Genomic DNA, 12,554 nt, shown 5'->3' with positions numbered 1-12,554 from the left:
GCCAGCTGAATGCGGCGACGCGGCCTCAGGTTAACGGCCATGACGCCCCCCCCCCGCTGCGTTTTTGCCACTGCAGACGGCTTCTTCGCGCAACTCGCCGACACGCGCTCCTCCGCATTCTCGCGCCTGGCGTCGGCGGTGCTCGCCGTCGAGCGCGCCTCCGCTGGCACCGGGCACCCCCAATCGGTCACCGTTCTTTCGTCATCAAGACTGCGGGCAATGATCTCGTCGACGAGCATCTCGAGATGGCGGCAAGCCCGCTCGGTATCGCCTTGCTGGGCAAGCAGGATCGCCACGCTGGACTGGTTGCGCAAGTCGTGACGAAGCCGACCTACCAGACGCACTTCGCGTTCCACCAGGCGATACTGCTGCAAATAGTGATCGAGTTCGTGCTGCAGCAGCTCGGCGCGCTCCCGCTGCTGCTCCCCGCAGTTGAAGCGGTAGAGTCGCACGAAAAGCAAGACGTCCACCGCTGCAGAGAGGATGGTGGCGCCCATCACCCCCGCGAGAAACCACAGCGGCGCCTCCCTATCCGTCATGGCAACCGCTATGCACAGGGTCAGCAGAAGCAGCTGAACGACGATGAACCCTCCGAAGGTGAGGACGCCGCGATCGGTGTGAAGATGGCTCATCCGACGATAGGCGAAATCGAAAAGCACCAGGGCGATAAGCACGACCGCAATACGCACCGCCTGGGCAAGAAGCGCCAGATCCCAATCGCCCAGCCCTCCCCCGTCTGCAAAGCTCAGCGAAGTTTTCAGCAGGCGCCAAAGAACGATGGCAATGCCATCGGCAATGAGCAGAATAGCCAGCAGACACGCCACCACCATGCTGCGGCGCAGCAGGCTGTCGCGAGCGAACAGCATCATGGGCGCCCCCATGGCTATCGTGCCCACCACGATACGCAAGGGAGTCATGAGGATAAACGCAGAGCTGGCCGCCGGCAGAATCAAGGCCAGCGTCGCAATCCAGAAGACTTCTTTCCGCCGGATGTCCAGATAAAAGGTGGCCGCATAGATGATCAGGCAGGGGGAAACGAGAAACAGGGCGTAGTTAAGGAGATCGAAAGCGAGTTCCATCGCAATTTCCCGCAGAGCCGATCTCGCGCTACAGGCGGCCGCGCAGGTGCTCGGCAAAAGCCTCCCGCGATTCGCGACGGCGCTTCTGTGAGACAGGCAAGGTGGTGCCCGAACGCATTTCGACCGCATCAGAGCGCATCTCGGCTATACGGTCCATGTTGACGACGAAGCTCTTGTGGCACTGGACGAACGAACCGGGCAGCTTACGGGTAATGCTGCTCAGCGACTCATAGGCCTCAATAGTGCGATCGTCCATGAAAATGCGCACTTTGCGGCGATCCGACTCGATGTACTCCACGTCAGCAGGGTCGACGCTCATGATGCGGCCGCCCACCTTAAGGGCAAAAGGGCGCACCACCCGCTCGTTGAGGTTGTCCACCGCCTGGCACAGCGCCTCTTCCAAATCGGCCTCGTTCACCGGCTTGGGCAGGAACGAAACGTGGCGCGTGCGATAGACGCGCGTGCACAGCTCGATATAGCCCGTAACATAAATAACTTGAACGCCGTCGTGCTCCTCCAAAAGGCGCGAAACGGCATCGATGCCGGCGATGTTTTCCCGCGCAGCGGCAAACCCCGCCGAGGCAAGCACCCCTTCGCCTTGAGCGGCTTCGGAGGGAAACACGATATCCATGAACACGATGTCCGGCACTTCGTTCTCCAACGATGCCTCGAAAGCGCTCAGGCTCTCAAAAGCCGTTGCGCTGAGATCGGCCGGCACGACGCATTGCTCGACAAGTTTGCACAACTCGGCGGCTTGCAGCGGATCATCGTCAACGATGGCTACCTTGTAGTGTTTCACGCGCTTCTGCCCTCCCTGGCCGCGGTTCACCAATTTGTGCGCCCGAGCCACCTCATTATTCTCCTAATGCCTGGTCAACGAGGGGTTAAGCGCCGCTGAAGGACGATTGTATACATTGAGGGAACGCGTGAATAAAAGTAAAATCCCGAATGTAATAACTGACTTGATTTCTGTAGCCATCCAATACATTTCCGCTATGATCGCCCCGAAGCCGCCCTCGCAATGCCTGCCGTTTCCGAGGAGGTTGCCCGCAGCGCGAAAAGGTCGGGTACCATAGGCAGGAGCAACCCGCGCCCTGCGCCCGAATCGGAGGAACCGTGAACTTCCACAACGCATCTTTCAAGGCCGCCTACGGCACCTCGGAGCAACTGCCCGCATCGACTCTTCCCGAAGTGTCCTTTGCCGGCCGCTCGAACGTGGGCAAGTCGTCGCTCCTCAACAAGCTGATGTACCGCAAGGGCTTGGCGAAGGTCTCCTCCACTCCGGGCAAAACCGCCACCATCAACTTCTACGACGTGGACGGGGTCGACTTTGTTGATTTGCCCGGCTACGGCTACGCCAAGGTGTCCAAGGCTGAAAAGGGCCGCTGGTCCGAGCTTATCGAGGGCTATTTCAACCAGGAGCGCATTTTCGCCCTAGTGGTGTCCCTCATCGACATTCGCCATGACCCGTCGGCGCTCGACAAGCACATGGTGGAGTTCCTGAAGGCCTCGGGGCTTCCCTTCGCCATTGCGCTGACCAAGGCCGACAAGCTGTCCAAGCAGCAGCAGGCCAAGCAACGGGCGTCCATCCGCAAGGCCCTCGATCTACCCAAGGGCACGCCCATGGTGGTCACTTCATCGGAAAGTGGCACGGGCATCGACGAATTGCGTACCCTGATCAGCCGCTACGTGGACGAGGCCTAAGCGGACCACACAGCGCCTTCGCCGCGCTGCGGCACCCCGCGACAACGCACCTCTTGCGTTTCGCACGAGCGCGGCAGGTCCGGACTGCGCGGCTTCGCTTCCTAATTTTCGAAGTTCTCGGCGAAGCGGGCGTTCATGGCCTGCTCCTGCACCACGTCGGCTGCCTGGGGCTCCTCGATCTCGCGGAAGAAGAAACGCGCGTAATGGCAGGCCACGTAGGTAACCATGACAGCGGCGAAGATGGTCTCCAGCGCAATGAGCGCCTCGAGCATGGGCACCGCCGCAATGGCAATGCCGGCACCGTCCAGAAATGCCACGGCGCGGCCCAGCGAGAACGCCGAAATGACAAAGGGAAAGGTCATGGCCGCGAAGCTGGGATAGAAGTTAAGCGCCGCCAGCTTGGGCAACTGGGTGAGCACCATGATCAGCAGAATTTGCGCCGCGATGAGCAGCACCCCGACAAACGCCGGATTCGGATCGGGGTTCGACGCCAGATAGCCCGCCAGCGACAGGCTCATGGGCGCGGCGTAAATGCAGAACAGCGGCCGGGCGCCCTCGGGGATCTCGTGCTTGGCATAACGGATGGTTACCAGCACCAGCAACACCATATAGCAGGCAAACCCGAACCAGAACAGCAGATTGCCGAGCCACTCCATAGAGAAGGTGGGCGCCGTCACCGAGGCCACGATAATGCCCACGTAGCAAATGAAGTACGTGGGAAACACCTCGTGCAGCTTGAAGCGGAAGATGTAGCGCACGGTAAACCAAATCATGAGGATGATATGCCCCGCCACCGCGGCGCACCACAGGGCGAAGGCCACCGCCATGGCAAAGGGGGCCAAGTACCCCGACAGCTGCATGACGGACATGAACAAGGTGGCCGACACGCTGGCCAAAATGGAGTTGTGCAGGTCATCGCGAATCATAGCGGGAAACATGATGATCTTCGCCACCAGCATGACCACCAGCAGCAGCGAGAGGATGCCGCAGGTACCGCGAGCCAGCTCCGAGTAGGGCTGCAGCAAGTTTCCCAAAGCCGCCAAGCCCAACGCAAGGCCCGCCGTGGGAATGGGAACTTTTTTGATGAGCGACGACAGCGACATAGGGGCACCTTTCTCCCAAGGATGCTTTCAGTATGCGCCTCGTCGCGATGGCGAAAGATGAGTCTTTCGCGTTGCAAACAGATCGTCAGAGTTCGGTAACCGCCAAGTACGAAAAAAGCCCCGAGAGCCGATGCTCTCGGGGCTTGCGTACATCTGGTGCGCCGAGCGGCGCTGCCGCGCTTAGCGCGTGTTGGAGGCGTAGGGAGCCTTGTCCTTCAGCAGCACGTCGTGGGCGCCGCCCTCTACGATGGAGGTGGCGGACACCAGCGTGAGCTTCGCCTTGTCCTGGAACTCGGGGATGGTAAGGGCGCCGCAGTTGCACATGGTGCTCTTCAGCTTCAGCAGAGTGATGGCCATGTTGTCCTTCAGGCTGCCGGCGTAGGGCACGTAGGAGTCGACGCCCTCTTCGAAGGACAGCGACTTCTTGCCGCCCAGGTCATAGCGGCCCCAGTTGCGGGCACGGGCCGAGCCCTCGCCCCAGTACTCTTTCATGTAGGTGCCGTTCACCATGACCTTGGCCGAGGGGCTCTCGTCGAAGCGGGCGAAGTAGCGGCCCAGCATGACGAAGTCGGCGCCCATGGCCAGGGCCAGCGAGATGTGGTGGTCGTAGACGATGCCGCCGTCGGAGCAGATGGGAATGTAGACGCCCGTCTCGCGGAAGTACTCGTCGCGGGCCTTCGCCACCTCGATGGTGGCCGTGGCCTGGCCGCGGCCGATGCCCTTGGTCTCGCGGGTGATGCAGATGGAACCGCCGCCAATGCCGATCTTCACGAAGTCGGCGCCGGCGTCGGCCAGGAAGCGGAAGCCCTCGGCGTCCACCACGTTACCCGCACCGATCTTCACCTCGTCGCCGTAGTGCTCGCGCACCCACTCGATGGTCATCTTCTGCCAGTCGGAATAGCCCTCGGAGCTGTCGATGCACAGCACGTCGGCGCCGGCCTCTACCAGAGCCGGCACGCGCTCGGCGTAGTCGCGGGAGTTGATGCCGGCGCCCACCATGTAGCGCTTGTGGGAGTCGAGCATCTCATCGGGGTTGGACTTGTGGGAGTCGTAGTCCTTGCGGAATACCAGAGCTACCAGGCAGTCGTTCTCATCAACGATGGGCAGGGAATTCAGCTTGTGATCCCAAATAATGTCGTTGGCTTCCTTCAGCGTGGTGCCGTCGGGGGCCACCACCAGCTTCTCGCGCGGGGTCATGAAGTCGGCCACCTTCTCGGTGAGCTCCATGCGGGACAGACGGTAGTCGCGCTCGGTGACAATGCCCAGCAGCTTGCCGTGGGCGGTGCCGTCGGCCGTGACGGGCATGGTGGAGTGACCGTACTGGTCCTTCAAGTGCACCACCTGGGCCAGGGTCATATCGGGGGAAAGGTTGGCATCAGAAGTAACGAAGCCGGCCTTGTAGTCCTTCACGCGGGCCACCATGGCAGCCTCGTCCTCAATGGACTGGTTGCCGTAGATGAACGAAAGGCCGCCCTCGGTGGCCAGGGCCACGGCCATCTTGTCGTCGGATACGGCGGCCATAATGGCGGACACCATGGGCACCGACAACGTGAGCGGGCATTCCTCCTGCCCCTTCTTGTACTTCACGAGCGGCGTCTTCAGGCTGACGCGCGCCGGAATGCAATCGGCCGGCGTGTGGCCCGGAACTAGCAGGTACTCGTTGAATGTGCGGGACGGTTCATCGAAATAGTAGGCCACAGCTGCGCTCCTTCTTTTCCTCGGACTGAAAAGTCGATAATTGCATCATTATAAGGGCGATTATCGGGAATAACCAGAGCGGCCAGGTATTTTCGGCAGCGGTCGGAAGAGAGCCCCTAAAAGCGGGACGGCCCGCACCGTGGCCCTTCCCTAGCGCTCCATGAGGTTTTCCATCGAGCAGTGCAAGGCGAAGGCAAGCCGGTAGAGCGTTTCTGCAGAGGCGCGATTAATGTTCTTCTGCCGCTGCTCGTACATTTGGATAGAGCGCAGCGTGACCCCGGAAGCCTTCGCCAACTGCTTTTGGGAAAGACCGCAGAGCTTTCTTTGGCGTCGCAAGCGCGTGGGCAGCGAGGCATTCTCTAAGCGGCGAGTAAGCACTTCGACGAACTTCTGCTCGGGGGCCTCGTGAAGTGGATAGAACATGGCCACCAGCTCGTCGTAGGGCACCGTGTCGAACACCTGACGGTAGGGACGCCCGGTTTCCATTTGGTAGTAGGCCAAAATCCAACCGAGCCAGTAGTCTTCCCGAGGCACCACCTGCGCTTGGGCAGGCACGGGTTTCTCGATGGCGAGGTACGGAGCGAGCAAACGCAGCAGGTCGAGAGCCGACTTGCCCGATACATATACCGGATTGTGCCGCTCGAACTGCTCGGCTACGCCCGATGCCAGAAAGGCTTGGGTCAAATCCTCGCCGGACACCTTCCACTCGTTCACGCCGATATCGAACAGTGCCCCCAGCGTTTCGCGGGCATCATCGAGATACTCGAAGTCGAAGTTGACGACCTCGTACGCCATCCGTCCCATTACGCCCTCCTCATAAGATCAACAACATAGGTGCCCTGAAATCCTTGTTCGGCAGACTGCGCAACCACGGCATGATAGCGCTCGCGCGCCTGGGTATCACGCGCCATGCGCAAAGGATTCCACCACTCGCCTTCGACCGTCGCGCAGCCAACGAAAGACAGGGCCTCGAAGGCGCGGGGCGTTTTGAGAACCACCTGGTATCCCAAACCACCCAAGAACAAGGCGCGCTCCAAATCCTCAAGGCTGATTTGGTTCGACAGAAAGTCGCGCGCAAATGAAAAGTACGAATCGTCGGCGCGGTAGCCATGCACCAAGTCAGCGTCAGCTAAGCTGACCCCATAGTGCTGGAGAATGAAGTCGCGCGCCACCGCGCTGGCAGCCGGCCCCACTTCAAAGGTGCGATGAGCAAGAAGAACCGCGAGCCAGTTAAGCGCCGAGTACTCCGGCGCTGCCAAATCGAGCAGGCTCAGGCCGCTGAGATCGAGCGCGTATTCGTTCACGCAGCCATCCTCCAACGTGGGGCAAGCCCATTCGCTGGCCAGCTGCTGCGATTCGGTGCAGTAGAAGCCCTGGCCGTAGTCGTTAAAGGGCGATCCCGCACCAAACTGAGGCCGGGAAACAACCTGCGAAGACCCATGGAAAAGTGTAAGCGTCTCATGCCCGAAAAACGCTGCTGCTTCGTACATGCTGCCTCTCCCTTCTTTCCAAAAGTATCACTTTGGTGATAGTTTAGGAGACTCGTAGAGCGTGCGCAACCCACTCATTCGTCGTGCGCAAAAAAGAAGGAGCCCCGAGAGGCTCCTTCTTGTCGCATCTGGCGTTGCCAGGCTTGCTTGGTTTTCGTGCGGCTGTACTTGGCGGGGCCGTGGGCTCCGTGGCCGCAGGCGTAACCGTTGTAGCGGGGCTTGGCCGCCAGCGTCGCTTCTGCTGCTGACTGGCGCCACACCACGTTGCGCGAGGCGTGGCTCGCCCGGGCCGCCTTCGCACTCACCGGCACCGACCGCTTGCGCTTCTTCGACATTCCCTCTCACCTCCTCCAAGGCTCGACGACAATGCCGCCATTCTAGCACGATGCCGCAACGCCTCCGGCGAGGCCGATGGGTTGTGGCCTACCGCGCGACGGCGGCATCCATGGCGTCGGCGAAGATGGGGTGGCTGTCAAGTCCGATAACGAATGCTCTTTCTCTTAATATAACGTACATTTGTATGGTATAATGCTAGCAAGAGCCAGTGCAGGGGCAGCTTTATTTCTGTCACAGCCCATCGGTCGAAATTAGCAGACGCGCATCGGGCGACTTAACCTGCAAGATCCTCCCAGCCATTCTTAAGATGGCTTGACATATAACTATTTTGTTATATTATGAGGAGGACAGTATGAGCCACTACGAAATAGTCTTCTACGAAAAGGAAAACGGACGCATCCCTGTGCGTGATTTTCTCGATTCGCTCCCTGCGCATCAACGAGCGAAATGCCTCCGCGATCTTGAGGTGCTGAGCGAGAAGGGCGCCGAACTGCGGCCACCGGCCTCGAAGCACCTGAGAAACGGAATCTTCGAACTGAGAATCCCTACCTCGGGAGAACAAGCTCGGGTGTTCTACTTCTTCTACCAGGACGGCTTGATCGTGCTTACGAACGGTTTCCTGAAAAAGACGCAGAAGACACCTTCGCGAGAGCTAAACCGGGCGATTCGCTACAAGAACGATTGGGAGAGAAGGCGCAATCATGCTTAGCTTCAAAGAGTATCTGAACGAGCAGATGAAAGACCCCGCGTTCGCCGAGGAATGGGAGCGCCTCGAGCCGGAGTACGCCGTCATTAAGGCCATTCTCGACGCCCAAGACGAGCTTGGCATTACCCAAAGCGAGCTCGCCGAACGCTGCGGAATGAAGCAGAGCGCTCTCAGTCGTCTGCAAACCGGCAAATCAAGCCCCACCCTAAAGACTCTGCAGCAACTTGCCGACGGCATGGGAAAGAAGCTGGTCGTTCAGTTCGTGTAGCGCTCCCCGTCTAGCGCCTCGAGACAACAAAAAGAAGGAGCCCCTTGGGGGCTCCTTCTCGTCACATCGGATGTTACCGAGCTTGTTTTCCTTGCCACAAGAGGCCCTACCGCGCGACGGCGGCATCCATGGCGTCGGCGAAGATGGGGGTGGCCAGGCCGAAACCGCCGGAGACCTCCAGCAGCTGGCCCGTGGTGCAGGCACTCTCGTCGCTAGCGAAGTAGACCACCGCCGCGGCGATGTGCTCCGGGTCGGCCATGCGGCCCAGCGGAATGTGGCGCAGGAAGAACTTCTTGAAGTCGTCGGTGAGGTTGTCGTTCACCGCGTCGGTGGCAGTCATGCCAGGCGCCACCACGTTCACGCGAATGCCAGCACGGGCCAGCTGCACGGCCATGGACTTGCTCATGTGGTTGATGGCCGCCTTGGCCGTGCCATAGGCAATTTGGCTGATGTCGGGCACGCTGCCGGCAATGGAGCTGATGTTCACGATGGAACCGCCGCCCGCCTCACGCATGGCGGGGATAACCGCCTGGCAGCCCAGGAACACACTGCCGATGTTCACGTCGATGTTCTTGATGAAGTCCTCGTAGCCCGTGGCCGTGATGTCCTTGTCAGTGGCGGGGCTCGTGCCGCCGAAGTTGTTCACGAGCACATCGACGCGGCCCTCGTTCTTCACCACGGTGTCGATCATGGCTTGGAAGCTGTCGGGCACCGAGGCGTCGTTGTAGACGCACTTCACCTTCAGGCCCTGGGCCGCAAGCTCCGCCGCCTCGGCCTCGGCGCGCTCCATATTGCGGGCGCCGATATACACCGTAGCGCCCTCGTTAGCACAGGCCTTCACAATGGCCGCGCCAATGCCGCGCGTCGCCGCCGTGACCACTACAACTTTATCTTGCAAACGCACAGGAAGCTCCTTCGCATCGTTGGTTGACCCTCCCATCCTAGCGCGCCCCATCGACCGCCGCCCTTCCGCTTCCGCACCTGTCACGTCCTCGTTCCCGAAAGAGCAAAGGGAGCCCTAAAAGGGGCTCCCCACTGTCAAGGGCTTTTGCCGGCGATGAGACAAGTCAGACGGTTGGCTGTCTCACCTGGCTGTCTCACCCTCCTCACCCCAGGCTGCGGACAATGTGCCTTCCTACACGTTGTCGGGCAGCATGATGGGAGCGAAGTACGGGTAGTCCACTCCGCGGTTGATGAGATTCTCAACGCCCTCGATGGCCTTCACGAACTGCTCGCAGGTGAGCGTCACGCGCACCTCGCCGGACTGTAGGTTGCCCAGGGCGCGGTCACCGCGGCAACCCAAGGACAGGCCGGGCTTGCCGGTCTTGATGGTGCGCATCCAGGTGTCGACGCACTGGGACTCGCCGCGGAAGGGGAACTCCAGGTACTGGAAGTCGGCCTCGATCAGGCCGGCCAGCAGATGGAAGGCCCCAGAAGCCTGAATCTGCACCGAGATGCAGTCGGGCTCGGCGATGTCGTTGTCGTCGAGCGGCGAGGCCACCATGCCGGCATAGGGCTTCTCGGGCAGCGTGTCCAGATAGCTTTCCATATGGGCACGGGAGGCGTCCTGGTTGCCGTGCCAGGGGTAGGGCGGGTTGGCCAGCAGCACGCCGTCGTGCCACTCCTCATCGCGCTCGCAGCAGCCGCAGTTGGCGCCGCAGTAGGTGGTGAGGAATTTCTCCGGCTTGATGCCGATAGTCATATGGAAGTGGGCGGCGATGCCGATGATCTGGCAGCCCGTGGAGGGGTTGGTGGCCATCTTCAGGTCGCCGTACTCCTCGAAGCCCTCGGGCGAGTCGATCATCTTGATGGCCACCGGGTTGGTGAGGGGGCGCAGCGCCATTACCAGACGGTTGTTCAGATCCTGCCATTCCTGCTTAGTGAGCTTCATGGGAATTCTCCTCTCTTAAAGGGCGCCCTGCCCCAAACAGGGCACCCGCACATTCCTTCGCATTGCCGCGCTTTACGCAGCGGTGAAGCCGCCGTCCACCGGCAGGGCCACGCCCGTGGTCCACGCCGCCTCGTCAGAGGCCAGGTACAGGATGGCGTAGGCGGTCTCGATGGGTTTGCCCAGACGACCCATGGGGTGCATGGCGCCGTAGACCGGCTCGCCCTCCTCCACGCTGCCGAACTTGTTGATGAGGTCGTTGCGCACCAGGTCGGTGAGGGTGGTGCCGGGGCACACGCAGTTGCAGCGGATGCCCTTCTTGGCGTAGGAAATGCCGAAGTTCTTGGTCATCTGCACCACGCCGCCCTTGGCCGCATGGTAGGGGGCGTTGCCGTCGCACACCGAGGACAGGCCGGCCGTGGAAGCGATGTTCACGATGGAGCCGCCCTTGCCGAGCATGTAGGGCACGGCGAACTTCGAGGTGATGAACGAGCCGTTCAGGTCGGTGTCGATAACCTCGCGCCACTCCTCGATGCTCGTCTCGTGAGCGATGACGCCCGAGTCCACTACGCCGGCGCTGTTGACCAGGATGTCGATGCCACCCATCTCCTCGTTGATGGTGGCGAAGGTGGCCTCGATGGCCTCGGCGTCGCGCACGTCCACCTCGTGGAAGTACACCTCGCCACCAGCCTCGGTGATCACCTTGGCAGCCTCGCGGCCGGCCTCGCCGTCGAAGTCGACGATGGCGATCTTCGCTCCCTCTTCTACAAACAGCTGAGCCGTGGCCAGACCGAGACCCTTGGCACCACCGGTGATAATGGCGCGCTTGCCTTCCAGACGATTCATGATCTCCTCCTAATCTTCCCGGAACCCTTGTAAGGGACGGTGCCTCCGTCCGGGCGCGAAGGCCTCCCTTGTCAACGAACTTGAAGAAACGCGAGAGCCTAAGCCTGCGGGTGCTCGCTCTCCCACTCCTCGAAAATGCCCAGCAGATCGGCGCCCTTGCCCGTGGCATAGCCGTCATCGACGGCCACCACAATGCCGTTCACGCCCGAGGCCTCATCGGAGATGAGCCAGAAAGCCGCGTTAGCCACCTCTTCGGGGGTGATCCAGCGGTGGCGATTGTGGTTCAGGGCCACAGCCTCCCGCGCCGGCGGCACGTCGTAGACGCTAGCCGCCATGGGCGTGATGGTGGCACCGGGAGACACGGCGTTCACGCGGATGCCCTGAGCACCCAGATGGAAAGCGGCGCCCTGGGTGATGGCCTTCATGGCACCCTTCGAGCCGATGTAGCCGATGGGATCCCATGTGCCCACCTCGGCGTTAATGGAGGTGGTGTTGACAATGGCGCCCTGGATGCCCAAGCGATCCATGACGCGGGCCACCAGCTGAATGAGGTTCAACGAACCAAACACATTCACCTCGAAGGCGTCTTTGACCGTCTCGTGGTCAAAGCCCAGGATGCCGTCGCGGTCGCCCAAGATGCCCGCGTTGTTGTACAGGCCGTCGATGCGTCCGTACTTCGCCTCCACATCAGCCACCATGGCGGCGCAGGCGTCGTAGTCGGCCACGTTCAGCACATAGGCGTCGACGGCATAGCCCTTCCCGGTCATCTCGGCCTCGGTGGCGGCCAGCGCCTCGCCGTTCCAGTCGACGGCGGCAATCTGCCAGCCCGCGCGGCCGAAGCGGTCCACGGCCGCTTTGCCAATACCCATAGCAGCCCCGGTGATAATGACTACCTTCTTGTCTTCCATAAAGCGATCCTTTCTCGATCGATTTCGCGCCCTTCCGCTATCGCGGCTTGGCGCGGGAGCCCGAAACCCAGAGCCCTACTGGTGAATGAAGCGGGCGCACAGGAAGCTGATCACGCCCACGGCCACGCAGATGCCCAGGCAGATGAGGGCCGTGCCCGTGCTGTCGATGAGCGCAGCGAACACCGGCGCCACCACAATGCCGCCGATATTGGAGAGCATGGTGAGCTCGCCCGTGCACTGGCCGGCAATTTGCGGCTGGGTAATTTCGTTGGGAATGGCCCAGAAGGGACCGAGGATCATGGACACCGAGCCGTAGGCCAGCATGAGCAGCACTGCCACGATGATGGCGCTCGCATTGCCGATGATCGGGATGAGAACGAGCGTCACGGCGGTAATGCCCGTGGCAATCATGAGCGTCTGGTAGCGCGAGCCCTTGAAAACGTTGTCGGACAGGATGCCGCCGAGGGGCGCCGCCACAATGGTGATGAAGAAGGTGGAGCTGATGACCATCGTGACCAGGTCGGAGGT

General features: G+C 61.2%; 15 protein-coding genes. 3 read left to right on the top strand and 12 right to left on the bottom strand.

Annotation, left to right across the window (positions count from 1 at the left end; translation table 11 throughout):
- Together QZ307_RS09200 and QZ307_RS09195 are read right to left on the bottom strand one after the other, a co-directional pair.
- A partial coding sequence (locus tag QZ307_RS09200) for a hypothetical protein (RefSeq protein WP_295999029.1) occupies positions 1-1,079 on the bottom strand: 1,079 nt, incomplete at its 3' end.
- 28 nt (positions 1,080-1,107) lie between these two features.
- Positions 1,108-1,878 (bottom strand): LytTR family DNA-binding domain-containing protein, encoded by a 771-nt coding sequence (locus tag QZ307_RS09195; protein ID WP_295999027.1) that lies wholly within the window; start codon positions 1,876-1,878, stop codon positions 1,108-1,110.
- A 317-nt stretch (positions 1,879-2,195) separates the two neighbouring features.
- Here QZ307_RS09195 and yihA point away from each other — a divergent pair, with 317 nt between their 5' ends.
- Complete coding sequence (yihA, locus tag QZ307_RS09190) at positions 2,196-2,783, top strand: ribosome biogenesis GTP-binding protein YihA/YsxC (protein WP_295999023.1); 588 nt, start codon at positions 2,196-2,198, stop codon at positions 2,781-2,783.
- 101 nt (positions 2,784-2,884) lie between these two features.
- Here the strand turns inward: yihA and QZ307_RS09185 are convergent, their stop codons facing one another.
- The 5 genes from QZ307_RS09185 to QZ307_RS09165 form a co-directional block, all read right to left on the bottom strand.
- Entirely contained in the window at positions 2,885-3,886 is a 1,002-nt protein-coding gene (locus QZ307_RS09185) for a TDT family transporter (protein WP_295999021.1), read from the bottom strand.
- Positions 3,887-4,066: 180 nt separating this feature from the next.
- Complete coding sequence (locus tag QZ307_RS09180) at positions 4,067-5,584, bottom strand: IMP dehydrogenase (protein WP_295999017.1); 1,518 nt, start codon at positions 5,582-5,584, stop codon at positions 4,067-4,069.
- Positions 5,585-5,734: 150 nt separating this feature from the next.
- Positions 5,735-6,388 carry a helix-turn-helix transcriptional regulator gene (locus QZ307_RS09175; RefSeq protein WP_295999013.1) on the bottom strand — a complete coding sequence of 218 codons (654 nt, stop codon included), beginning with the start codon at positions 6,386-6,388 and terminating at the stop codon, positions 5,735-5,737.
- Positions 6,388-7,074 carry a DUF3990 domain-containing protein gene (locus QZ307_RS09170; protein WP_295999009.1) on the bottom strand — a complete coding sequence of 229 codons (687 nt, stop codon included), beginning with the start codon at positions 7,072-7,074 and terminating at the stop codon, positions 6,388-6,390. The genes QZ307_RS09175 and QZ307_RS09170 overlap by 1 nt, the downstream gene beginning before the upstream one ends.
- Positions 7,075-7,148: 74 nt before the next feature.
- Positions 7,149-7,409: a hypothetical protein gene (locus QZ307_RS09165; protein ID WP_295999008.1), complete on the bottom strand. Its 261-nt coding sequence runs from the start codon at positions 7,407-7,409 to the stop codon at positions 7,149-7,151.
- A 353-nt stretch (positions 7,410-7,762) separates the two neighbouring features.
- Between QZ307_RS09165 and QZ307_RS09160 the strand changes: the two genes are divergently transcribed.
- On the top strand, positions 7,763-8,119 hold the full coding sequence (locus tag QZ307_RS09160) for a type II toxin-antitoxin system RelE/ParE family toxin (protein ID WP_295999007.1): 357 nt from the start codon (positions 7,763-7,765) through the stop codon (positions 8,117-8,119).
- Positions 8,112-8,384: a helix-turn-helix domain-containing protein gene (locus QZ307_RS09155; RefSeq protein WP_275206235.1), complete on the top strand. Its 273-nt coding sequence runs from the start codon at positions 8,112-8,114 to the stop codon at positions 8,382-8,384. Before QZ307_RS09160 ends, QZ307_RS09155 begins: the two co-directional genes overlap by 8 nt.
- Before the next feature lie 106 nt (positions 8,385-8,490).
- On the opposite strand, the gene QZ307_RS09150 is transcribed toward QZ307_RS09155, so the two are convergent.
- The 5 genes from QZ307_RS09150 to QZ307_RS09130 form a co-directional block, all read right to left on the bottom strand.
- The gene (locus QZ307_RS09150; RefSeq protein WP_295999004.1) at positions 8,491-9,288 is read right to left on the bottom strand and encodes an SDR family oxidoreductase; all 798 of its coding nucleotides are present in this window, start codon (positions 9,286-9,288) and stop codon (positions 8,491-8,493) included.
- Positions 9,289-9,519: 231 nt separating this feature from the next.
- Positions 9,520-10,275, bottom strand: a complete 756-nt coding sequence (locus QZ307_RS09145; protein ID WP_275206233.1) for a DUF169 domain-containing protein — start codon at positions 10,273-10,275, stop codon at positions 9,520-9,522.
- Positions 10,276-10,347: 72 nt separating this feature from the next.
- Complete coding sequence (locus QZ307_RS09140) at positions 10,348-11,118, bottom strand: SDR family oxidoreductase (RefSeq protein WP_275206232.1); 771 nt, start codon at positions 11,116-11,118, stop codon at positions 10,348-10,350.
- Positions 11,119-11,216: 98 nt separating this feature from the next.
- Entirely contained in the window at positions 11,217-12,026 is an 810-nt protein-coding gene (locus QZ307_RS09135) for an SDR family oxidoreductase (RefSeq protein ID WP_295998994.1), read from the bottom strand.
- 75 nt (positions 12,027-12,101) lie between these two features.
- A partial coding sequence (locus tag QZ307_RS09130) for a hypothetical protein (RefSeq protein ID WP_295998992.1) occupies positions 12,102-12,554 on the bottom strand: 453 nt, incomplete at its 5' end.

The organism is uncultured Adlercreutzia sp., from assembly GCA_910585575.1.
Taxonomy (GTDB): domain Bacteria; phylum Actinomycetota; class Coriobacteriia; order Coriobacteriales; family Eggerthellaceae; genus Adlercreutzia.
The sequence above is the reverse complement of the archived record's forward strand: the minus strand, read 5'-3'. Positions and strand labels throughout refer to the sequence as shown.